Origin of the sequence: Streptomyces bottropensis ATCC 25435, assembly GCF_000383595.1 — a bacterium.
Taxonomy (GTDB): Bacteria; Actinomycetota; Actinomycetes; order Streptomycetales; family Streptomycetaceae; genus Streptomyces; species Streptomyces bottropensis.
Map to the genome: position 1 here is coordinate 910,212 of NZ_KB911581.1, position 21,859 is coordinate 932,070.

Annotated in this window: 15 protein-coding genes; 11 read left to right on the forward strand and 4 right to left on the reverse strand. The window is 71.1% G+C overall.

The genetic code is table 11. From position 1 onward, the window contains the following. The first annotated feature begins 25 nt into the window (after nucleotides 1-25). The 11 genes from nuoE (at nucleotide 26) to recQ (ending at nucleotide 15,332) form a co-directional block, all read left to right on the forward strand. The gene (gene nuoE, locus STRBO_RS0104130; protein WP_051135881.1) at nucleotides 26-850 is read left to right on the forward strand and encodes an NADH-quinone oxidoreductase subunit NuoE; all 825 of its coding nucleotides are present in this window, start codon (nucleotides 26-28) and stop codon (nucleotides 848-850) included. Continuing rightward, nucleotides 850-2,205 carry an NADH-quinone oxidoreductase subunit NuoF gene (gene nuoF, locus STRBO_RS0104135; protein ID WP_020113826.1) on the forward strand — a complete coding sequence of 452 codons (1,356 nt, stop codon included), beginning with the start codon at nucleotides 850-852 and terminating at the stop codon, nucleotides 2,203-2,205. The genes nuoE and nuoF overlap by 1 nt, the downstream gene beginning before the upstream one ends. Continuing rightward, entirely contained in the window at nucleotides 2,202-4,706 is a 2,505-nt protein-coding gene (locus STRBO_RS0104140; RefSeq protein WP_020113827.1) for an NADH-quinone oxidoreductase subunit G, read from the forward strand. Before nuoF ends, STRBO_RS0104140 begins: the two co-directional genes overlap by 4 nt. Continuing rightward, a complete protein-coding gene (gene nuoH / locus STRBO_RS0104145; RefSeq protein WP_020113828.1) occupies nucleotides 4,703-6,067 on the forward strand; it encodes an NADH-quinone oxidoreductase subunit NuoH in 1,365 nt (454 codons plus the stop codon). Before STRBO_RS0104140 ends, nuoH begins: the two co-directional genes overlap by 4 nt. Beyond that, on the forward strand, nucleotides 6,060-6,701 hold the full coding sequence (nuoI, locus tag STRBO_RS0104150) for an NADH-quinone oxidoreductase subunit NuoI (RefSeq protein WP_020113829.1): 642 nt from the start codon (nucleotides 6,060-6,062) through the stop codon (nucleotides 6,699-6,701). The genes nuoH and nuoI overlap by 8 nt, the downstream gene beginning before the upstream one ends. After that, the gene (locus STRBO_RS0104155; protein WP_005481400.1) at nucleotides 6,698-7,534 is read left to right on the forward strand and encodes an NADH-quinone oxidoreductase subunit J; all 837 of its coding nucleotides are present in this window, start codon (nucleotides 6,698-6,700) and stop codon (nucleotides 7,532-7,534) included. The genes nuoI and STRBO_RS0104155 overlap by 4 nt, the downstream gene beginning before the upstream one ends. After that, nucleotides 7,531-7,830, forward strand: coding sequence for an NADH-quinone oxidoreductase subunit NuoK (gene nuoK, locus STRBO_RS0104160; RefSeq protein WP_005481399.1), 300 nt, complete (start codon nucleotides 7,531-7,533; stop codon nucleotides 7,828-7,830). Before STRBO_RS0104155 ends, nuoK begins: the two co-directional genes overlap by 4 nt. 15 nt (nucleotides 7,831-7,845) lie before the next feature. Then, complete coding sequence (nuoL, locus tag STRBO_RS0104165) at nucleotides 7,846-9,741, forward strand: NADH-quinone oxidoreductase subunit L (RefSeq protein WP_005481398.1); 1,896 nt, start codon at nucleotides 7,846-7,848, stop codon at nucleotides 9,739-9,741. Nucleotides 9,742-9,746: 5 nt separating this feature from the next. After that, the gene (locus tag STRBO_RS0104170) at nucleotides 9,747-11,318 is read left to right on the forward strand and encodes an NADH-quinone oxidoreductase subunit M (protein WP_005481397.1); all 1,572 of its coding nucleotides are present in this window, start codon (nucleotides 9,747-9,749) and stop codon (nucleotides 11,316-11,318) included. Then, the gene (gene nuoN, locus STRBO_RS0104175) at nucleotides 11,315-12,964 is read left to right on the forward strand and encodes an NADH-quinone oxidoreductase subunit NuoN (protein WP_005481396.1); all 1,650 of its coding nucleotides are present in this window, start codon (nucleotides 11,315-11,317) and stop codon (nucleotides 12,962-12,964) included. The genes STRBO_RS0104170 and nuoN overlap by 4 nt, the downstream gene beginning before the upstream one ends. A 298-nt stretch (nucleotides 12,965-13,262) precedes the next feature. Further along, nucleotides 13,263-15,332, forward strand: coding sequence for a DNA helicase RecQ (recQ, locus tag STRBO_RS0104180; RefSeq protein WP_028796455.1), 2,070 nt, complete (start codon nucleotides 13,263-13,265; stop codon nucleotides 15,330-15,332). A 570-nt stretch (nucleotides 15,333-15,902) separates the two neighbouring features. Here recQ and STRBO_RS0104185 read toward each other — a convergent pair. Genes STRBO_RS0104185 through STRBO_RS0104200 form a run of 4 tightly spaced genes read right to left on the reverse strand, consistent with a single transcriptional unit; the run spans nucleotide 15,903 to nucleotide 21,856 of the window. Continuing rightward, nucleotides 15,903-18,746 (reverse strand): fumarate reductase/succinate dehydrogenase flavoprotein subunit, encoded by a 2,844-nt coding sequence (locus STRBO_RS0104185; protein WP_005481389.1) that lies wholly within the window; start codon nucleotides 18,744-18,746, stop codon nucleotides 15,903-15,905. 20 nt (nucleotides 18,747-18,766) lie between these two features. Then, nucleotides 18,767-19,591 (reverse strand): ABC transporter ATP-binding protein, encoded by an 825-nt coding sequence (locus STRBO_RS0104190; protein WP_020113832.1) that lies wholly within the window; start codon nucleotides 19,589-19,591, stop codon nucleotides 18,767-18,769. Further along, nucleotides 19,575-20,507: an ABC transporter permease gene (locus STRBO_RS0104195; RefSeq protein ID WP_005481385.1), complete on the reverse strand. Its 933-nt coding sequence runs from the start codon at nucleotides 20,505-20,507 to the stop codon at nucleotides 19,575-19,577. The genes STRBO_RS0104190 and STRBO_RS0104195 overlap by 17 nt, the downstream gene beginning before the upstream one ends. Further along, the gene (locus tag STRBO_RS0104200; protein ID WP_005481383.1) at nucleotides 20,504-21,856 is read right to left on the reverse strand and encodes an ABC transporter substrate-binding protein; all 1,353 of its coding nucleotides are present in this window, start codon (nucleotides 21,854-21,856) and stop codon (nucleotides 20,504-20,506) included. The genes STRBO_RS0104195 and STRBO_RS0104200 overlap by 4 nt, the downstream gene beginning before the upstream one ends. Nucleotides 21,857-21,859 lie beyond the last annotated feature (3 nt).

The window sequence follows — 21,859 nt, forward strand, 5'->3', positions numbered from 1 at the left end:
CACCCCCGAGGGCGTCAGCCTGGGCATGCCCCAACTGCCCGCGCCCGATTTCCCGGACGACGTTCGGGCCCGGCTGGAACGCGACGCGGCCGAGGTCGTCGCCCGCTACCCCGACTCCCGGTCCGCGCTGCTGCCGCTGCTGCATCTCATGCAGGCGGAGGAGGGCCATGTCACCCGTACCGGCATGCGGTTCTGCGCCGACGTGCTCGGCCTGACCACGGCCGAGGTCACCGCGGTGGCCACCTTCTACTCCATGTACCGGCGGGGGCCCTCGGGCGACTACCAGGTGGGCGTCTGCACCAACACCCTGTGCGCGGTGATGGGCGGCGACGCGATCTTCGAGGCGCTGCAGGACCACCTCGGTGTCGGCAACGGGGAGACCACCGACGACGGCAAGGTCACCCTGGAGCACATCGAGTGCAACGCGGCCTGCGACTTCGCGCCGGTCGTGATGGTCAACTGGGAGTTCTTCGACAACCAGACCGTCGACAGCGCCAAGCGCCTCGTCGACGACCTGCGCGAGGGAGCCGAGGTCGAGCCCACGCGCGGGGCGCCGCTGTGCACCTTCAAGGAGACCGCGCGGATCCTCGCCGGCTTCCCCGACACCCGGCCCGGGGCCGTCGAGGCGAGCGGCGGCGCCGGACACGCCTCACTGACCGGCCTCCGCCTGGCCAGGGGAGAGAGCGGACCCGCGCGCGTGGTGCACCCCAGGGGCGGTGGCGCCCCCAAGGGCACACCGCCGCACGAGCCGTCACCCAACGAACACCTCAGCTCGCACGACGCGCCGCAGGACACATCGGCTTCCGACCCGTCCCACCCGGCGGGCCCGGTCTCCGAGGAGGGGGAGTGATGACCTTGGCACCGGAGATCAATGAGACCAGCCCGCAGAAGCTGCTCGCACCCGTGCTGTCGGCCTTCTGGGACGAGGACAGGTCCTGGTCGCTCGACGTCTACCGACGGCACGAGGGGTATGAGGGACTGCGCAAGGCGCTGGCCATGTCTCCGGACGAGGTCATCGCGTACGTCAAGGAGTCGGGTCTGCGCGGCCGGGGCGGCGCGGGATTCCCGACCGGAATGAAGTGGCAGTTCATCCCCCAGGGGGACGGCAAGCCGCACTATCTGGTGGTCAACGCCGACGAATCGGAACCCGGGACGTGCAAGGACATTCCGCTCCTCTTCGCGAACCCGCACAGCCTCGTCGAAGGCATGATCATCGCGTGCTACGCCATCCGCTCCTCGCACGCCTTCATCTACCTGCGCGGTGAAGTCGTGCCCGTGCTGCGGCGGTTGCACGAGGCCGTCCGTGAGGCCTACGAGGCCGGCTTCCTCGGCGAGAACATCCTGGGCAGCGGACTCGACCTCGACATCACCGTGCACGCGGGCGCGGGCGCGTACATCTGCGGTGAGGAGACCGCACTGCTCGACTCCCTCGAAGGCCGCCGTGGTCAGCCGCGACTGCGTCCTCCCTTCCCCGCTGTCGAGGGCCTCTACGCGTGCCCCACCGTCGTGAACAACGTCGAGTCCATCGCGTCGGTTCCCGCCATCCTGCACAAGGGCAAGGAATGGTTCCGGTCGATGGGCAGCGAGAAGTCCCCCGGCTTCACGCTCTACTCGCTCAGCGGCCACGTCACCAGCCCCGGCCAGTACGAGGCACCGCTCGGCATCACACTGCGCCAGCTGCTGGAGATGAGCGGCGGAATGCGCCCCGGACACCGCCTCAAGTTCTGGACACCGGGCGGCTCCTCGACCCCGATGTTCACCGACGAGCACCTCGACGTCCCCCTCGACTACGAGGGAGTGGGCGCCGCGGGTTCCATGCTCGGCACGAAGGCACTGCAGTGCTTCGACGAGACGACCTGCGTCGTGCGCGCCGTCACCCGCTGGACCGAGTTCTACGCCCACGAGTCCTGCGGCAAGTGCACCCCCTGCCGCGAAGGCACCTACTGGCTCGTGCAGTTGCTGCGTGACATCGAGGCAGGCAAGGGCGTCATGTCCGACCTCGACAAGCTGAACGACATCGCCGACAACATCAACGGCAAGTCCTTCTGCGCCCTCGGCGACGGCGCTGCCTCGCCGATCTTCTCCTCCCTCAAGTACTTCCGCGCGGAGTACGAGGACCACATCACGGGCCGGGGCTGCCCCTTCGACCCGGCCAAGTCGACCGCCTGGGCGGACAAGGACAAGCACGCGGAGGTGAACGCATGACTGTGACCACCAGCGCTCCCTCCGGCGGAGGCGACGCGGCGGTCCCGCCGGAGGATCTCGTCTCGCTCAAGATCGACGGCATGGACATCAGCGTGCCCAAGGGCACTCTGGTCATCCGGGCCGCCGAACAACTCGGCGTCGAGATCCCCCGCTTCTGCGACCACCCCCTGCTGGACCCGGTCGGCGCCTGCCGTCAGTGCATCGTCGAGGTCGAGGGCCAGCGCAAGCCCATGGCGTCCTGCACGATCACCTGTACGGACGGGATGGTCGTCAAGACCCACCTCACCTCCCCGGTCGCGGAGAAGGCCCAGAAGGGGGTGATGGAGCTCCTGCTCATCAACCACCCGCTGGACTGCCCGGTCTGCGACAAGGGCGGCGAGTGCCCCCTGCAGAACCAGGCCATGTCGCACGGACACTCCGATTCCCGCTTCGAGGGCCGCAAGCGCACCTACGAGAAGCCCGTACCGATCTCCACCCAGGTACTGCTCGACCGTGAGCGGTGCGTGCTGTGCGCCCGCTGCACCCGCTTCTCCAACCAGGTCGCCGGCGACCCGATGATCGAACTGGTCGAGCGGGGCGCGCTCCAGCAGGTCGGCACCGGAGAGGGCGACCCGTTCGAGTCGTACTTCTCCGGCAACACCATCCAGATCTGCCCCGTCGGCGCGCTGACCTCGGCGGCGTACCGATTCCGCTCCCGCCCCTTCGACCTCGTCTCCTCGCCGTCGATCTGCGAGCACTGCTCCGGCGGCTGCGCGACCCGCACCGACCACCGGCGCGGCAAGGTCATGCGCCGCCTCGCGCAGAACGACCCCCAGGTCAACGAGGAGTGGATCTGCGACAAGGGGCGCTTCGCCTTCCGGTACGCGCAGCGCCCGGACCGGCTCACCACCCCCCTCGTGCGCAACGCCGAGGGCGTCCTGGAACCGGCGTCCTGGCCGGAGGCGCTGGAGGCCGCCGCCCGGGGGCTCCTCGCCGCACGCGGCCGGGCCGGTGTGCTGACCGGCGGCCGGCTCACCGTCGAGGACGCCTACGCGTACAGCAAGTTCGCGCGCGTGGCCCTCGACACCAACGACATCGACTTCCGCGCGCGTGCGCACAGCGGCGAGGAGGCCGACTTCCTGGCCGCCCGCGTCGCCGGCCGCGGCCGTGACCTCGACGGTACGGGCGTCACGTACGCCTCCCTGGAGAACGCGCCCGCCGTCCTGCTGGTCGGGTTCGAGGCCGAGGAGGAGGCGCCCGGCGTCTTCCTGAGGCTCCGCAAGGCCTGGCGCAAGCACAAGCAGCGGGTGTTCTCGCTGGCCACGCACTCCACCCCGGGCCTGGTGAAGGCCGGCGGCACGCTGCTGCCCGCCGCGCCCGGCACGGAGACCGAGTGGCTGGACGCCCTCGCGAGCGGCTTCGGACTGGACGAGGACGGCACCAGGGCGGCCGAGGCGCTGCGCACCGAGGGCGCCGTGATCGTCGTCGGGGAGCGGTTCGCGGCCGTGGCGGGCGGCCTCACCGCCGCCGTACGGGCCGCGTCGCTGACCGGCGCGAAGCTCGTGTGGATCCCGCGCCGCGCCGGCGAGCGGGCCGCCGTCGAGGCGGGCGCGCTGCCGTCGGCGCTGCCGGGCGGTCGCCCGGCGACCGACCCGCGCGCCCGCGCGGAGGTCGCCTCCGCCTGGGGCGTCGCCGAACTCCCCACGCGCTACGGCCGCGACACCGGACAGATCCTGGAGGCCGCCGCCACCGGCGAACTCGGGGCCCTGGTCGTGGCGGGCGTGGAGGTCGCCGACCTGCCCGATCCGATGCGCGCGCGTGAGGCACTCACCGCGGTGGGCTTCCTGGTGTCGCTGGAACTTCGGCCCAGCGAGGTCACCGACCGGGCGGATGTCGTCCTGCCGGTCGCCGCCGTCGCCGAGAAGGCGGGCACCTTCCTCAACTGGGAGGGCCGCGCGCGGATGTTCGAGGCCGCGCTGAAGCCCGACCAGATGACCCGCCCGGTGGCACCCACCGACGGACGGGTCCTGCAGATGCTGGCCGACGCCATGGACGTCCACCTGGGGCTGCCCGATCTGCGCACCACGCGCGCGGAGCTGGAGCGCCTCGGCGGATGGGACGGCGCGCGGGCCAACGAGCCCGTGGAGGTCGCCGCCGGACTGCCGCGCCCGGCCGCCGGAGAGGCCGTACTGGCCGGGCACCGGCTGCTGCTCGACCAGGGGCGCCTCCAGGACGGCGACGAGGCCCTCGCCGGCACGCGCCACGCCGCCCACGCGCGCGTGTCCGCCGCCACGGCCGCCGAGGCCGGCGTCAAGAACGGCGACGTCCTCGCGGTGAGCGGCCCCGCCGGGGTCGTCGAACTGCCGCTGCGGATCACCGAGATGCCCGACCGCGTGGTCTGGCTGCCGCTGAACTCCACCGGCTCGGGCGTCGCCTCCGACACCGGGGCGCAGCCCGGCGCACTCGTCCGTATCGGCCCCGCGACGCTCGCCGCCGAGGCCCCCGAGGAGGTGGAGGCATGAGCGCGTACTACCTCGCCGCTGAGGACCTCTCGATGTTCGGCCGCGACCCGTGGTGGCTGGTCGTCGTCAAGGCGGTGTTCTGCTTCGCCTTCCTGATGGTGACCGTGCTGTTCTCCATCGTGTGGGAGCGCAAGGTCGTCGCCTGGATGCAGCTGCGCATCGGCCCCAACCGGCACGGCCCCTGGGGCATGCTCCAGTCCCTCGCCGACGGCATCAAGCTGATGCTGAAGGAAGACGTCATCGTCAAACGCGCGGACAAGGTCGTCTACGTCCTCGCGCCGATCGTCGCGGCCATCCCGGCCTTCATGGCGATCGCGGTGATCCCCTTCGGACCGGCCGGCAACGAGATCTCGATCTTCGGCCAGCGCACCACGATGCAGCTCACCGACCTGCCGATCGCGATGCTCTACATCCTCGCCGTCGCCTCGGTCGGCATCTACGGCATCGTCCTGGCGGGCTGGAGTTCCGGATCCACCTACCCGCTGCTCGGCGGCCTGCGCTCCGCCGCCCAGATGATCTCCTACGAGATCGCCATGGGCGCCGCGTTCGCCTCGGTGTTCCTCTACTCGGGGTCGATGTCGACGTCGGCGATCGTGGAGGCGCAGCAGGACCGCTGGTACATCGTGCTGCTGCCGGTCTCCTTCGTCATCTACATCGTGACGATGGTCGGGGAGACCAACCGCGCCCCGTTCGACATGCCGGAGTCCGAGGGTGACCTGGTCGGCGGCTTCAACACCGAGTACTCGTCGATCAAGTTCGCGATGTTCATGCTCGCCGAGTACGTCAACATGGTGACCGTCTCCGCGGTGTCGGTGACGCTCTTCCTCGGCGGCTGGCGGGCCCCCTGGCCCATCAGCACCTTCTGGGAGGGCGCCAACCACGGCTGGTGGCCGATGCTCTGGTTCGTGGTGAAGGTGCAGCTGCTGCTGTTCTTCTTCATCTGGCTGCGCGGCACCCTCCCGCGCGTGCGCTACGACCAGCTGATGAAGCTCGGCTGGAAGGTCCTCCTGCCGGTCTCCGTGGTGTGGCTGATGCTCGTCGCGACCGTACGGACCCTGCGCAACGAGAACTACGACTTCGCCGAGATCGCCCTGTACGTCGCCGGTGCCGTCATCGTGCTGTTCCTGCTCTCCGTCGTCGCCGACATGTTCCGCGACCGGCGCGAGGCCCAGGACCAGCCCGCCGAACCGGCCGCCTTCGACCCGATGGCCGGCGGCTTCCCCGTACCGCCCCTGCCCGGACAGACCCTCCCGCCGGTGCCGCGCAGGCGTCCGCGCCGGGAGCGGGAGCTGATTGTCAGTGGCGGGTCCGATACTGACAGTGACGGATCTTCGAATGGGAGGGAGGCGTCCGATGGCTGAGGAGCCGAAAGAGACCAAGCAGGGTTTCCAGAACCCCGTCGCCGGCTTCGGCGTGACCTTCAAGGCCATGTTCAAGAAGCGGCTGACCGAGCAGTATCCGGAGCAGCAGAAGACCACGGCCCCGCGGTTCCACGGCCGGCACCAGCTCAACCGCCATCCGGACGGCCTGGAGAAGTGCGTCGGCTGCGAGCTGTGCGCCTGGGCCTGCCCCGCCGACGCCATCTACGTGGAGGGCGCCGACAACACCGACGAGGAGCGCTACTCGCCGGGCGAGCGGTACGGCGCCGTCTACCAGATCAACTACGCCCGCTGCATCCTGTGCGGCCTGTGCATCGAGGCGTGCCCCACCCGCGCGCTCACGATGACCAACGAGTTCGAGCTGGCCGACAGCAGCCGCGCCAACCTCATCTACACCAAGGAGCAGCTGCTCGCGGGGCTGGAGGAGGGCATGGTCGACTCGCCCCACTCGATCTTCCCCGGCACCGACGAGCAGGACTACTACCGGGGCCTGGTCACCGAGGCCGCGCCCGGCACGGTGCGGCAGACGGCCGTGTCCAAGGGCGAGAAGCCCCAGGAGGCCGCGTCCACCTTCGGTGAGGACGAGCCGGCGTCGCACAAGGCGGTCGGCCGATGACGGAGCAACTCGCCGCCTACGCGACCTCCACCGGCGAGGCCGTCCAGTTCTGGGTGCTCGGCACGGTCGCCGTGATCGGCGCCCTGTGCACCGTCTTCATGAAGCGGGCCGTGCACAGCGCGCTCTGCCTCGCCGCAACGATGATCATCCTGGCGGTGTTCTACCTCGCCAACGGCGCCTACTTCCTGGGCATCGTCCAGATCGTCGTCTACACCGGCGCGATCATGATGCTGTTCCTCTTCGTGGTCATGCTCGTCGGCGTCACCGCCGCGGACTCCCTGAAGGAGACCATCAAGGGCCAGCGCTGGCTGGCCCTCCTGTGCGGCGCCGGCTTCGGCATCCTGCTCATCGCGGGCATCGGCAACGCCTCCCTGACGGAGTTCAACGGCCTCGGCACGGCGAACGCGAACGGCAACGTGGAGGGCCTCGCGGCCCTGATCTTCACCGACTACGTGTTCGCCTTCGAGCTGACCGGCGCCCTCCTCATCACGGCCGCCGTGGGCGCCATGGTCCTCACCCACCGTGAGCGCACCGAGCGCGCCAAGACCCAGCGCGAGCTGGCCGAGGAGCGCGTACGCGAGGGCAAGCACCTCCCGCCGCTGCCGGCCCCCGGCGTCTACGCCCGGCACAACGCGGTCGACATCCCGGGTCTGCTGCCCGACGGCACCCCGTCCGAGCTGACCGTGGCCAAGACCCTGCGGGACCGGGGCCAGGTCCGGGACGTGTCGACCGAGGCGCTCAACGACCTCAAGGCCTTGGAGCAGCGCGCCGAGGACCGCCTGGAGCGCACCCACGGCGGCAACGGCGGCAAGAGCGGGGAGGCATCGAAGTGAATCCCGTCAACTACCTGTATCTCGCCGCCCTGCTGTTCACGATCGGCGCCACCGGCGTCCTGATCAGGCGGAACGCGATCGTGGTGTTCATGTGCGTGGAGCTGATGCTCAACGCCTGCAACCTCACCCTGGTCGCCTTCTCCCGGATGCACGGCAATCTCGACGGCCAGATCATCGCCTTCTTCACGATGGTCGTCGCCGCCGCGGAGGTCGTGGTCGGACTCGCGATCATCGTGTCGCTGTTCCGGTCCCGCCACTCGGCCTCGGTCGACGACGCCAGCCTGATGAAGCTGTAAGGGGTCGGAAGAATCGTGGAGAACCTGATTGCGCTGCTGATCGCGGCGCCCCTGCTCGGAGCCGCCGTCCTGCTGTGCGGCGGCCGGCGGCTGGACGCCGTCGGCCACTGGATCGGCACGGCCCTGGCCGCCGCCTCCTTCGTCATCGGTGTCGTCCTGTTCGCCGACATGCTCGGCAAGGAGGCCGAACACCGGGAGATGGGCCAGTACCTGTTCAGCTGGATCCCCGTCGAGGGCTTCCAGGCGGACGTCGCCTTCCAGCTGGACCAGCTGTCGATGACGTTCGTCCTGCTGATCACCGGGGTCGGCTCGCTCATCCACGTGTACTCCATCGGGTACATGGAGCACGACGAGCGCCGCCGCCGTTTCTTCGGCTATCTGAACCTGTTCCTCGCGGCGATGCTGCTGCTGGTCCTCGCCGACAACTACCTGCTGCTGTACGTCGGCTGGGAGGGCGTCGGCCTCGCCTCGTACCTGCTGATCGGCTTCTGGCAGCACAAGCCCAGCGCCGCCACCGCGGCGAAGAAGGCGTTCCTGGTCAACCGCGTCGGCGACGTGGGTCTGTCCATCGCCATCATGCTGATGTTCACCACCTTCGGGACCTTCGCCTTCGGGCCGGTCCTGGCGGCCACCGGTGAGACGAGCGAGGGCAGGCTCACCGCCATCGCCCTGATGCTGCTGCTCGCCGCCTGCGGCAAGTCCGCCCAGGTGCCGCTGCAGTCCTGGCTCGGGGACGCGATGGAGGGCCCGACCCCCGTCTCGGCCCTCATCCACGCCGCGACCATGGTCACCGCCGGCGTCTACCTGATCGTCCGCTCCGCCGCCGTCTTCGACGGCGCCCCGGACGCCCAGCTCGTCACCACCGTCGTCGGCGCGGTCACGCTCCTCTTCGGTGCGATCGTCGGTTGTGCGAAGGACGACATCAAGAAGGCCCTCGCCGGCTCGACGATGTCCCAGATCGGGTACATGGTGCTGGCCGCGGGCCTCGGTCCCATCGGCTACGTCTTCGCGATCATGCACCTGGTGACGCACGGCTTCTTCAAGGCCGGCCTCTTCCTCGGTGCCGGTTCGGTCATGCACGGCATGAACGACGAGGTCGACATGCGCAAGTACGGCGGCCTGCGGAAGTACATGCCGGTCACCTTCGTCACCTTCGGCCTCGGCTACCTCGCCATCATCGGCTTCCCCGGCCTGTCCGGCTTCTTCTCCAAGGACAAGATCATCGAGGCGGCGTTCGCCAAGGGCGGCACCGAGGGCTGGATCCTCGGCGGCGTGGCCCTGCTCGGCGCGGCCATCACCGCGTTCTACATGACGCGCGTGATGCTGATGACCTTCTTCGGCGAGAAGCGCTGGCAGCCCGACGAGCACGGCCATGAACCGCACCCGCACGAGTCGCCCAAGGTCATGACGATCCCCATGATCGTCCTGGCCGTCGGATCGGTCTTCGGCGGCGCGTACTTCAGCATCGGTGACCGGTTCGTCAACTGGCTGGAGCCCGTCACCGGCCACAAGCACGGGCAGCCGCCGATCGGCGCGGCCGCGGTCACCACGGCCACGGTCGCCGTGATGATCATCGGAGTCGGCCTCGCCTGGCTCCAGTACGGGCGCAAGCCGGTCCCCGTCGTCGCCCCGCGCGGATCGCTGCTCACCCGGGCCGCCCGGCGCGACCTCTACCAGGACGACTTCAACCACGTCGTCCTCGTCCGCGGCGGAGAGCACCTCACGCGCTCCCTCGTCTACGTCGACCACACCCTGGTCGACGGTGTCGTCAACGGCACGGCGGCCTCGATGGGCGGCCTCTCCGGGCGGCTGCGCCGGATCCAGAACGGCTATGCCCGGTCGTACGCGGTCTCGATGTTCGGCGGTGCTGCGATCCTCATCGCCGCGACCCTGCTGATGAGGGCGGTCTGATACCGATGTCCTTTCCTCTGCTGACAGCGACGGCGGCGCTCCCGGCCCTCGGGGCGATCGCCACGGCCGCCGTCCCGGCCCAGCGGCGCAACGCCGCGAAACTGCTGGCGCTGACCGTCTCGCTGGGCACGCTCGTGCTCGCCGCGATCATCGCGTTCCGCTTCGACCCGGGCGGCGACCGCTACCAGCTCACCGAGTCCCGCGCCTGGATCGCGGACTTCGGGGTGCGCTACGAACTGGGCGTCGACGGCATCGCGGTGGCGCTGATCGCGCTCACCGCCCTGCTGATGCCGTTCATCATCCTCGCGGGCTGGCACGACGCCGACCCGCTGGAGACCGGCAGCAAGAGGTGGCGGCCGACCCAGGGCTTCTTCGCCCTGATCCTGGCCGTCGAGGCGATGGTGATCATCTCCTTCGAGGCCACCGACGTCTTCCTCTTCTACATCTTCTTCGAAGCCATGCTCATCCCGATGTACTTCCTCATCGGCGGCTTCGGCGACCGTGCCCACGAGCACGGCGAGGAGACGGCGGCCACCCAACGGTCGTACGCCGCCGTGAAGTTCCTCCTCTACAACCTGGCCGGCGGCCTGATCATGCTGGCCGCGGTGATCGGCCTGTACGTGGTCGCCGGGAACTTCTCGCTCCCCGAGATCGCCGAGGCCCGCGCCAACGGCACGCTGGAGATGGCCACCAACACCGAGCGGTGGCTGTTCCTCGGCTTCTTCTTCGCCTTCGCGGTGAAGGCCCCGCTTTGGCCGCTGCACACCTGGCTGCCCAACGCCATGCAGGAGTCCACGGCTCCGGTCGCCGTCCTCATCACGGCCGTCGTCGACAAGGTCGGCACCTTCGCGATGCTCCGCTTCTGCCTCGGACTGTTCCCCGAGGCCAGCGAGTGGGCGACCCCCGTGATCCTGGTCCTCGCGCTGATCAGCATCATCTACGGGGCGCTGCTCGCGGTCGGCCAGCGGGACATCAAGCGACTGGTGGCGTACGCGTCGATCTCGCACTTCGGGTTCATCATCCTGGGCATCTTCGCGATGACCAGCCAGGGCCAGTCGGGCGCGACGCTGTACATGGTCAACCACGGCATCTCGACCGCCGCGCTCATGCTGGTGGCGGGCTTCCTGATCTCCCGGCGCGGGTCCCGGCTCATCGCCGACTACGGCGGCGTGCAGAAGGTCGCCCCGGTGCTCGCCGGCACCTTCCTGATCGGCGGCCTCGCGACCCTGTCGCTGCCCGGACTCGCCCCGTTCGTCAGTGAGTTCCTGGTCCTGGTCGGCACCTTCGCGCGCTACCCGGTGGTCGGCATCATCGCCACCGTCGGCATCGTCCTCGCCGCGCTCTACGTCCTCGTCCTCTACCAGCGGACGATGACCGGCCCGGTGAAGGCCGAGGTCCAGGGGATGCCCGACCTGAGGGCGCGCGAACTCGTGGTGGTCGCCCCGCTGATCGTTCTGCTGATCTTCCTGGGCGTCTATCCGAAGCCGCTCACCGACATCGTCAACCCGGCGGTCGAGCACACCATGTCCGACGTCCAGAAGAAGGACCCCCAGCCCGAGGTGGAGGCGGCCAAGTGAGCGCATCAGCCGTCCACAGCCTGTGGACAACCGCGGCCGACCCGATCACCAAGATCGACGCGCCGAAGATCGAATACGGGCAGCTGTCACCCACCCTGATCGTCATCTCGGCGGCGATCATCGGCGTGCTGATCGAGGCCTTCGTGCCACGCAAGTCCCGCTACCACGCCCAGGTGTTCCTCTCCGTCGTCGCCCTCGCCGCGTCCTTCGCCGCGGTCGTCGCCCTCGCGGCCCGCGGCTACGGCACGACGAAGGCCGGCGTCGCCGCCATGGGCGCCATCGCCGTGGACGGCCCGGCCCTGTTCCTGCAGGGCACGATCCTGCTGGCCGGCATCCTCGGCGTCTTCACCTTCGCCGAACGGCGCCTCGACCCCGAGGCGCACGGCAACAAGGTCGACTCCTTCGCCGCGCAGGCCGCGTCCGTGCCCGGCAGCGACAGCGAGAAGGCGGCCGTGAAGGCCGGGTTCGCCACCACCGAGGTGTTCCCGCTGCTGCTCTTCGCGATCGGCGGCATGCTGATCTTCCCGGCGGCCAACGACCTGCTGACCCTGTTCATCGCCCTGGAGGTCTTCTCCCTCCCGCTGTACCTGCTGTGCGCCGTGGCCCGCCGCAAGCGGCTCATGTCGCAGGAGGCCGCGGTCAAGTACTTCCTGCTCGGCGCCTTCGCCTCCGCCTTCACCCTCTTCGGCATCGCCCTGCTCTACGGCTACGCCGGCTCGGTGAAGTACGCCACGATCGCCCAGGTCGTCGACGGCACCATCGGCGACATCAACCCCGCCCTCGCCGGCACCATGGGCAACGACGCGCTGCTGCTCATCGGCTCCGCCATGATCGTCATGGGCCTGCTGTTCAAGGTCGGCGCGGTGCCGTTCCACATGTGGACGCCCGACGTGTACCAGGGCGCGCCCACACCGGTCACCGGCTTCATGGCCGCGGCGACCAAGGTGGCAGCCTTCGGCGCGCTGCTCAGGCTCCTGTACGTCGTCCTGCCGGGCCTGCGCTGGGACTGGCGGCCGGTCATGTGGGCCGTCGCCGTCGTCACCATGCTGGGCGGCGCGATCGTCGCCATCACCCAGACCGACATCAAGCGACTGCTCGCCTACTCATCGATCGCCCACGCCGGGTTCATCCTCGCCGGTGTCATCGCGGCCTCGCCCGACGGTGTCTCGTCCGTGCTGTTCTACCTCGGTGCCTACTCGTTCGTGACGATCGGCGCGTTCGCCGTGGTGACCCTGGTGCGGGACGCGGGCGGCGAGGCGACCCACCTGTCCAAGTGGGCCGGGCTCGGCCGCAGATCGCCCCTGGTGGCGGCCGTGTTCGCGGTGTTCCTGCTGGCCTTCGCGGGCATTCCGCTGACCTCCGGGTTCGCGGGTAAGTTCGCCGTGTTCAAGGCGGCGGCGGAGGGCGGAGCGGGCGCGATCGTCGTGGTCGGTGTGATCTCCTCGGCCATCGCCGCGTTCTTCTACATCCGCGTCATCGTGCTCATGTTCTTCAGCGAGCCGCGCCCCGAGGGGCCGACGGTCGCCGTGCCGTCGCCGCTGACCATGACCGCGATCGCGGTCGGGGTCGCCGTCACGCTGGTGCTCGGCATCGCGCCGCAGTACTTCCTGGACCTGGCGGGACAGGCGGGCGTGTTCGTGCGGTAGCGCTCCGCTCGGTCGGTCGGATGTGGCGGGACCCGGCTCCTTCTGGGGCCGGGTCCCGTCGTCCGTACGGGGCCGGGTCCCGCTGTCGTCACCCGGCCGGGACCGCCCCGCACGGGTGGAGCCTGTGGATAACTCTGAGGCTGTCGGTGCGGGCGCCTATGGTGGCAGGGGCTGGAGGAAGCACGGGCGGCACAGGACGCACCGGCGCAGGACGCACCGGCGCGGTACGCACGGGCAGAGGGCGCACGGGCGACACGGGACGCGTGGGCACAGGACGCAAGGGCGCGGGGGACAGGCGATGAGCGGGACGGGCGTGACGAGTGTGATGGCGGACGAAGGCAGGACCACCGAGGCGGACAGCGAGGCGCTGGCCGTACTCCACCGGGTCTTCGGGTACGACGCCTTCCGGGGTGAGCAGGCGGCGGTCATCGAGCATGTGATCGCGGGCGGCGACGCCGTCGTGCTCATGCCCACCGGCGGCGGCAAGTCCCTCTGCTACCAGATTCCGTCCCTGGTCAGACCCGGTACGGGCATCGTGGTCTCTCCACTGATCGCGCTCATGCAGGACCAGGTGGACGCACTGCGGGCGCTGGGCGTCCGCGCCGGCTTCGTCAACTCCACGCAGGACTTCGACGAGCGGCGCCTGGTGGAGGCGGAGTTCCTCGCGGGGGAGCTGGACCTGCTCTACCTCGCCCCCGAGCGGCTGCGGCTCGACGCCACACTCGACCTGCTGGGGCGCGGCAAGGTCGCCGTGTTCGCGATCGACGAGGCGCACTGCGTCTCCCAGTGGGGACACGACTTCCGTCCCGACTACCTGTCCCTCTCCCTGCTCGGCGAGCGCTGGCCGGACGTGCCGCGCATCGCGCTCACCGCCACCGCCACCCGCGCGACGCACCGGGAGATCACCGAGCGGCTGGCCATGCCCCGGGCCCGCCACTTCGAGGCCAGCTTCGACCGGCCCAACATCCAGTACCGGATCGTGCCCAAGGCCGACCCGAAGAAGCAGCTCCTGTCCTTCCTTCGCCAGGAACACCCGGGCGACGCGGGCATCGTCTACTGCCTGTCCAGGAACTCGGTGGACCGGACGGCGGAGTTCCTGAGCAAGAACGGCGTCGAGGCGGTGCCGTACCACGCCGGGCTCGACGCCGGGACCCGCGCGGCACACCAGTCGCGGTTCCTGCGCGAGGAAGGGCTCGTGGTCGTCGCCACGATCGCCTTCGGCATGGGCATCGACAAGCCCGACGTCCGGTTCGTCGCCCACCTGGATCTGCCGAAGTCGGTGGAGGGCTACTACCAGGAGACCGGCCGCGCCGGCCGCGACGGACTGCCGTCCACGGCATGGATGGCGTACGGCCTCAACGACGTCATACAACAGCGCAAGATGATCCAGGGCAGCGACGGCGACGAGGCGTTCCGCCGCCGGGCCGCGAGCCATCTGGACGCGATGCTGGGGCTCTGCGAGACCGCCCAGTGCCGCCGGGGCCAACTGCTGCAGTACTTCGGCCAGGAACCGCAGGCCGAGGGCTGCGGCAACTGCGACACCTGCCTCGTACCGCCGGAGACCTGGGACGGCACGGTCGCCGCGCAGAAGGTGCTCTCCACGGTGGTGCGGCTGCAGCGGGAGCGCGGGCAGAAGTTCGGCGCCGTGCAGATCGTCGACATCCTGCTGGGGCGGCGGACCGCGAAGGTCATCCAGTTCGACCACGACCAGCTCTCCGTCTTCGGCATCGGCGAGGAGCTGTCCGAGGGCGAATGGCGGGGCGTCGTCCGCCAGTTGCTCGCGGAGGGGATTCTCGCGGTCGAGGGCGAGTACGGCACGCTCGTGCTCACCGAGGAGAGCGGGGTGGTGCTGCGGCGGGAGCGGGACGTGCCGCTGCGCAAGGAACCGAAGAAGCCGGTGACCACGCGGTCGGCGGCGTCGTCCTCCTCCGGCCGGGGCGACCGCAAGCCGAAGGCGGCGGTCGAACTCTCCGACGACCTGGTTCCCGTCTTCGAGGCCCTGCGCGCCTGGCGCGCCGACCAGGCCCGCGAACAGGGTGTCCCCGCCTACGTCATCTTCCACGACGCCACCCTCCGCGAGATCGCGGCCACGGCCCCCACGTCCGTCGCCGAACTCGGCACGATCAGCGGAATCGGCGAGAAGAAGCTGGCGACGTACGGGGAGGGGGTGCTGGCGGTGCTGGGTTCGCTGGGCGGAGACTCCGGTGGGGCCTCGGCCTCGGGTCCGGCCTCGGGTCCCCCGGGCCCGGCGGCGGCCTCGGTGCCCGGGAGCACGTCCGGCCCGGCCCCGGAGGGTGACACCGACACGGGACAGGACTTCGACTGGCCCGACGTGGAACCGGAGCCCGAGCACGACGACTGGGCCTAGAAGGGCCCCCAGGAGGCAGGTCGGCAGGTCCACCCGATGAGCCCGGGGGCGGGCGCAGGCCGCGTGTTCGGAGGGCGATGAGGGCGCGTGGGCAGGGGGAGTCCCGGGCGCCGCATCCCGGGCGTCCCCCGGTGGTCCTCGGTCGTGCCGCTGTGCGGCGAGGGTCGCTCGGTCGTCGCGGGCAAAGTGCCCGGATGCCGCCGCAGCCGAGTCCGAGGCCGCCCGCTCACAGAGCTAGCACCTGAACGAACGGCCTGGACCTCAGACCGGGGTGGCGTCGTGGCGTTCCAGCCATTCCAACGATCGTGCGGTTCGTCTCGTCGGGCGATCTGGTTCCTGGTCCTGCCGCTTCGCGGTGGTGCTCAACCGGTCCTGGGCCGGCTCGGCGAGCCCCGCCCACTCGGCACGTCGCATCCCCCGGCCAACGGCTCCATCGGTGGATCGAGGTCAGCGATCACCGGCCCGCGGTGTCCGCCGACGGACGCCGGCAGCGTCGTCGCTCGCCGGTGGCGCACCGAGCCGGTACTGCCCCGGCTCGCGATCTGCCGCAGCTTCTGCCCCCGCACAGCACTAGGCCGCCAGCGCCCGGGACGCGTAGGCCCTCACGTCCGCGTCCGTGTCCTTGGTGGCTGTGGTGAGGGCGGTGCGGGCTTCCTCGGAGGTGGTGTGCTGAGTCAGGGAGAGGACGGTGGCTTTGCGGACGTCGGCGTTGGGGTCCGCCAGGGCTTCGGCCAGGGCCGGGACGGCGACGGCGGTGGTGGCGGTGGAGAGGGCCGTGGCGGCGCCGGCGCGGACCTGCCAGGCGGGGTCGGTGAGGGCGGTGACGGCTCGGGCGGCGAGCGGAGGGGGGCAGCCGACGGCGCCCAGGGCGGCGTAGGCGGCGGCGCGGACCAGGGGGTCGGGGTCGTCGGTCAGGGCGGTCAGCGCGGTGAGGACGGCGGGGGGCCGGGGGGTCACGGTGTCCCCCGAGACCGTGGCCAGGGCCTTGGCGATCGTGACGCGGACCTCGCGGGACGGGTCGGCGGTCGCGGCCCCGGCCAGTTCGGTGGCGGCGTCGACCGAGACGAGGGCGCGTACGGCCTCGATGCGGACGGAGATGTCGGAGTCCGGCAGAAGGGCCGCGTACAGGGCCGTGTCGCCGAGGCTGAGGGCGCGCAGCACGTCCAGGGCGGCGGCGCGGACGACCGGGTCGGGCTCGTCCAGGGCGGCGGCGAGGCCGTCGCGGAGGGCGGGCTCGGGCGGGAGTGTCTCGACGAGTTCGCGCAGTGAGGCCGCGGCGGCGGCGCGGACCTCGGGGGCGGCATCGCGGAGGGCTTCGGCGAGGGCGGGGCCGGTGCCGGGCGGAAGGGTCTCGGTGAGGACGGCGAGCGCCTCGCGCCGGACGGCGGGTGCCGGGTCGGCCAGGTAGGGCCGGAGGGCGTCGAGTTCGGGCTGCTCCTCGGCGAGGGCGACCAGTTCGAGGAGGCGGGTGGAGGAGGTCGGTGGGGTGGGGTGGGAGGGGAGGGCCCCCCTTCCGGACCCGTCGGCAGCCGCATCGCTCTCCGAGTCCGTCCCCGCAGCCCCCGAAACCCCGGCGACTCCCGCCGCCACCGGTGCCACATCCCGTGACCCCGCCGTCGCCACGTTCTCCGCGTGGACCTCGCCCAGGTGGCGGGAGGGGCCGCCGACCGGGGTGAACTCCTCGATGGGGACGAGGTAGGGGGCGACAGGGCGGGCGGTGAACTCCATGGCGCCGGATGGGGACTTGTGGAGGTCGAGGTGATGGAACCAGGAGGCGTCGTCGCGGTGGGGGTGGTCGAGACGGTCGTGGTAGAGGCCCCAGCGGGACTCGGTGCGGGCGAGGGAGGCGCGGGCGGCCATCTCGGCGCAGTCACGGATGAAGGAGACCTCGGCGCAGCGCATCAGCTCGTGCGGCGTGCGGGCGCCCATCTCGGCGATGTCGTCGCGCATGCGCTCGAAGGCGTTGAGGGCGAGGGAGAGCCGGGAGCCGGACTTCGGGGGCGCCACGTAGTCGTTGACGAAGCGACGGAGCTTGTACTCGACCTGGGGCTGCGGAGGGCCGTCCGGGTTGCGCAGCGGACGGTAGATCAGCTCGTGGGCGTCGCGGAGCTGGTCCGGCGGCAACTCGCCCTCGTACGGGGTGTACCGGGAGGCGTCCGCGCCCGCCAGGTCACCGAAGACGAACGCGCCGATCATGTAGTTGTGCGGGACGCAGGCGAGGTCGCCGACGGCGTACAGGCGGGGGACGGTCGTACGGGCCTGGTCGTCCACCCGGACGCCCGAGGCCGAGTGGCCGCCGCACAGGCCGATCTCCGAGATGTGCATCTCGATGTCGTGGGTGCGGTAGTCGTGGCCGCGGCCGGCGTGGAAGGTCCCGCGGGTGGGGCGTTCCGTGGTGTGCAGGATCGACTCCAGCGCGGAGACGGACTCCTCGGGGAGGTGGCTCAGCTTCAGATAGACCGGCGCGCGGTCGGAGGCGATCTCGGCGGCGAACTCGGCCATCATCTGGCCGGACCAGTAGTCGGAGTCGACGAAGCGTTCGCCGTGCCGGTTGACCTGGTAGCCGCCGAAGGGGTTGGCGACGTAGGCGCAGGCGGGGCCGTTGTAGTCCTTGATCAGCGGGTTGATCTGGAAGCACTCGATGCCGGTGAGTTCGGCGCCCGCGTGGTAGGCCATGGCGTAGCCGTCGCCCGCGTTGGTGGGGTTCTCGTAGGTGCCGTAGAGGTAGCCGGAGGCGGGCAGGCCGAGGCGGCCGCAGGCGCCCGTGGCGAGGACGACGGCGCCCGCGCGGACCGTGACGAACCGTCCGGTGCGGGTGTTGAAGCCCGCCGCGCCGACGGCCCGCCGGTCCGCGCCCTCGCCGGCCGTGAGCACGCGAACCGGCATCACCCGGTTCTCGATGCGGATCCGCTCGCGCATCTCGCGCCGCCGCAGCTGCCGGTACAGGACCTTCTTGACGTCCTTGCCCTCCGGCATGGGCAGCACGTAGGAGCCGGAGCGGTGGACCTGGCGGACCGCGTACTCGTTGTGCTCGTCCTTCTCGAACTTCACCCCGTACGACTCCAGCCGTCGCACCATGTCGAAGCCGCGGGTGGCGGTCTGGCGGACCGTGGACTGGTCGACGATGCCGTCGTTGGCGCGGGTGATCTCGGCGACGTAGTCGTCCGGCTCGGCGCGGCCCGGGATGACGGCGTTGTTGACGCCGTCCATGCCCATGGCGAGGGCGCCCGAGTGGCGCACGTGCGCCTTCTCCAGCAGCAGGACGTTCGCGCCGTGCTCGGCGGCGGTCAGGGCCGCCATGGTGCCGGCGGTGCCGCCGCCGATGACGAGGACGTCGCAGGTCAGCTCGTCGGCGTCGGCGAGCGCCGGAATCGTGAGGGGGGTCTCCACCGTGTCCACCGAAGTGCCTTTCATGTACGCGGGTACGCGAGCGCTCAGTCGCTGAGCGAGGTCAGGACGTCGCGGCGCAGGGCCGCGCGTGCCGGGTCGTCGTGGGCCGTACGGTCGCGGGGGCGCGGGACGTCCCGTACGGCGGTCAGCCGGCCGGAGCCGAGGAGGGCCACGCGGTCGCCGAGGAACAGGGCCTCGTCCACGTCATGGGTGACGAAGACGACCGTGGCGCCCGTGCCTTGCAACACCTCCACCAGCAGGTCCTGCATCCCGGCGCGGGTCTGGGCGTCGAGCGCGCCGAACGGCTCGTCCATCAGGACGGCGCGGGGGCGCCCGGCGAGGGCGCGGGCCAGCTGCGCGCGCTGGCGCTGCCCGCCGGAGACGCGGTGCGGCAGCTGCCGGGCGTACTCGGCGAGTCCGACGCGGGACAGCCACTCCTCGGCCTGGGTGCGGCGTTCGGCGCGGGGCAGGCCACGGATGGCGAGCGGGAGTTCGACGTTGGCGCGCAGGGTGCGCCAGGGCAGGAGGGCGTCCTCCTGGAAGACGAGGGCGCGTTCGGCGGAGGGGCCGGTCAGCGGGGCCTCGTCCTGGGTGATCTCTCCGGCGAGCGGCGGCAGCAGGCCCGCCAGGGTGCGCAGGAGGGTCGACTTGCCGCAGCCGGACGGTCCGACGACGGTGAGGATCTCGCCGGGAGCGATGTCCAGGCCGACGTCCGTCAGGGCGACGGCGTCGGGACGGCCCAGGTCGGCGCGGTGGAGGGCGAGGCGGGTGCCGCGTTCGGGGGCGGGCTTCGCCTTCTCCCCGACGGCCGGCGCAGGCGCCGGTGCCTGCGTACGGACCTGGGCCCGCGTCTCAGACGAGGTGCTCATCACGTGCCTCCTCGGGCTCGGCCGTGGTGGGGACGGTGGTCGCGGGGACGGCCTGCGCTACGGCGGTCCGCGGCACCCGGGGACGGACGGCGGGGGCCGACGACGTACGGGGCAGCCAGTGCGTCAGCCGTCGCCCGACCAGCTCCACGGCGGTCGACGTCAGCCAGCCCAGCACCCCGATGGTGGCCATGCCGACGAAGACGCCGGGATAGTCGACGACCGTGTAGTCCTGCCAGGTGCGGTAGCCGACGCCGTACTGCCCGGAGATCATCTCGGCGGAGATCACACAGATCCAGGACACCCCGATGCCGACCGACAGGCCGCCGAAGATGCCCGGCAGCGCGCCCGGCAGGACGACCGAGGCGAGGACCCGCCACCGCCCGCCGCCCATCGTGCGGACCGCCTCCTCCCACACGGGGGTCAGCGCCCGTACCGCGTGCCGGGTGGAGACCAGGACCGGGAAGAACGCGGCGGTGAAGGTGATGAAGACGATGCCCTGTTCGTTGGAGGGGAACAGCAGGATCGCCACCGGGACGAGGGCGATCGCGGGGACCGGGCGGATCACCTCCAGGACCGGCCCCAGCAGGTCCTCGGCGAGAGGGGACCGGGCGACGAGGGTGCCCACCGCCACACCCAGCACCGCCGCCAGCAGGAATCCGGTGAGGATGCGGGTGAGGCTGTCGGTCAGGTCGGTCCAGTAGTCAGGCCCGGTCACCCGGTCCGCGAAGGCGTGCGCCACGTCGGTGACCGTGGGGAACTGCGAGAAGCGCAGCCACACGTCGACGTCCAGGCTGGTCAGCAGCTGCCAGAGGCCGAGGGCGGCGACCAGGGACAGCGCGCGCAGGGCGTAGCGGGCGGCGGGCCGGGAGCCGGGGCTCCGTACGCGCCGGGCGCCGGCTTTCGCGGGGCGGCTCACGAGGCCCGCTCCAGGGCGGCGGCGTAGGTGACGATCTCGGCGCCGTCGTGTCCGGCGACGTACGCCTTCGCCGTGGCCGGGGCGACGAAGGGCAGGAGCCGGTCGCCGTCGGCCACCCAGACCGCCTTGTCGGCGAACCACTGGGTGCCGGTGGTGGCGTCCGGGACGTACGCGGCGCGGATGGCGTCCTTGTGCCCGGCGACGTGGGCGAGGAGTTCGGCGGGCGTCCTGAAGGAGCGGGTCTCGGTGGCGTTCTTCGGCCAGACCTCGCTCGCGGCCGGGGCGGGCTCCGCCGCGAGCCGCTTGTCGTACGCGGCGGAACCGAGCGCCTTGCGGACGTACCGGTCGTCGACGAACGCGTCCACGTCCACGTCGCCCGTCAGCTTCGCGGCCTTGAGGATCGGCACGTCCTTCTTCAGGGCGGCGATCAGCGCGGGCTTCAGCGCGGGGTCGAAGGTCGCGATGCCGTGGGCGCCGTTGTAGAGGTAGACGACCTCGGCGGGCAGTCCCGTGGCGTCGGCGACCTTCTCGGCGGCCTCGACGGGGTGCTCGTTCAGGTAGTCCGTGGCCTTGGCCTGGGCCTTGAGGAAGGCCTCCAGGACAGCCGGCCGCTGCTTCGCGAAGTCCTCGCGGGCCGTCACGCCGTGGAAGGTCGGCAGGTCCAGCCGGGCCCCGTCGTACAGGGCCTTCGCCTTGCCCTGGTAGGTGAGCAGGCCGGGCCAGGCCACGAACTGCGACAGCGCGTCGGTGCTGCCGGCGGAGAGGGCGGAGGCGCCGACGGCCGGTTGCTGGTTGAGCTTCTCGATGTCCTTGTCGGCGTCGAGGCCGGCGTCGTTCAGCGCCCGTACGAGGGTGCCGTCGGCCGCCGACCCGATGCTCGTGGAGACCTTCTTGCCCTTCAGGTCCTTGAGCGTGCTCAGCTTCGAGTCCGGCGTGGTGACGATGGTGTTGAGGCCGCCCCGGAGGTTGTAGCCGGTGGCCGCGACGAGCCGGGTGGGCTTGCCGAGCTGCTTGCCGCGGGCCGCGTTGAGCAGCAGCGGGAAGTCGCCCATCGAGCCGATGTCGATCTTTCCGGCGGTCATCTGGGCGGTGATGGGGGCGCCGGTCGCGTAGTCCTGCCAGTCGACCTTGTACGTGGTCTTCCCGCCCAGCGCGTTCAGCTCGTCCTCGAAGTAGCCGAGGGAGCGCAGGAGGGTGCCGGCGGTGACGGTGTTGATGGTCTTGGACTGGTAGCCGACGGTGACGGTGACCGTCCCGCCGTCCGCCGCGGTGTCACTGCCGTTGCCGCAGGCGGTCAGGGTCAGCGGCAGCAGGAGGGCTGTGGCCAGGGTGACTGCTTTGGTCTGCATGGG

Excerpts from the sequence above, each read along its gene's own strand:
- nuoE (WP_051135881.1), top strand. The coding sequence starts at position 26 with ATGCCCCAACTGCCCGCGCCCGATTTCCCGGACGACGTTCGGGCCCGG.
- nuoF (WP_020113826.1), top strand. The coding sequence starts at position 850 with ATGACCTTGGCACCGGAGATCAATGAGACCAGCCCGCAGAAGCTGCTC.
- STRBO_RS0104140 (WP_020113827.1), top strand. The coding sequence starts at position 2,202 with ATGACTGTGACCACCAGCGCTCCCTCCGGCGGAGGCGACGCGGCGGTC.
- nuoH (WP_020113828.1), top strand. The coding sequence starts at position 4,703 with ATGAGCGCGTACTACCTCGCCGCTGAGGACCTCTCGATGTTCGGCCGC.
- nuoI (WP_020113829.1), top strand. The coding sequence starts at position 6,060 with ATGGCTGAGGAGCCGAAAGAGACCAAGCAGGGTTTCCAGAACCCCGTC.
- STRBO_RS0104155 (WP_005481400.1), top strand. The coding sequence starts at position 6,698 with ATGACGGAGCAACTCGCCGCCTACGCGACCTCCACCGGCGAGGCCGTC.
- STRBO_RS0104170 (WP_005481397.1), top strand. The coding sequence starts at position 9,747 with ATGTCCTTTCCTCTGCTGACAGCGACGGCGGCGCTCCCGGCCCTCGGG.
- recQ (WP_028796455.1), top strand. The coding sequence starts at position 13,263 with ATGAGCGGGACGGGCGTGACGAGTGTGATGGCGGACGAAGGCAGGACC.
- STRBO_RS0104185 (WP_005481389.1), bottom strand. The coding sequence starts at position 18,746 with ATGAAAGGCACTTCGGTGGACACGGTGGAGACCCCCCTCACGATTCCG.
- STRBO_RS0104190 (WP_020113832.1), bottom strand. The coding sequence starts at position 19,591 with ATGAGCACCTCGTCTGAGACGCGGGCCCAGGTCCGTACGCAGGCACCG.
- STRBO_RS0104200 (WP_005481383.1), bottom strand. The coding sequence starts at position 21,856 with ATGCAGACCAAAGCAGTCACCCTGGCCACAGCCCTCCTGCTGCCGCTG.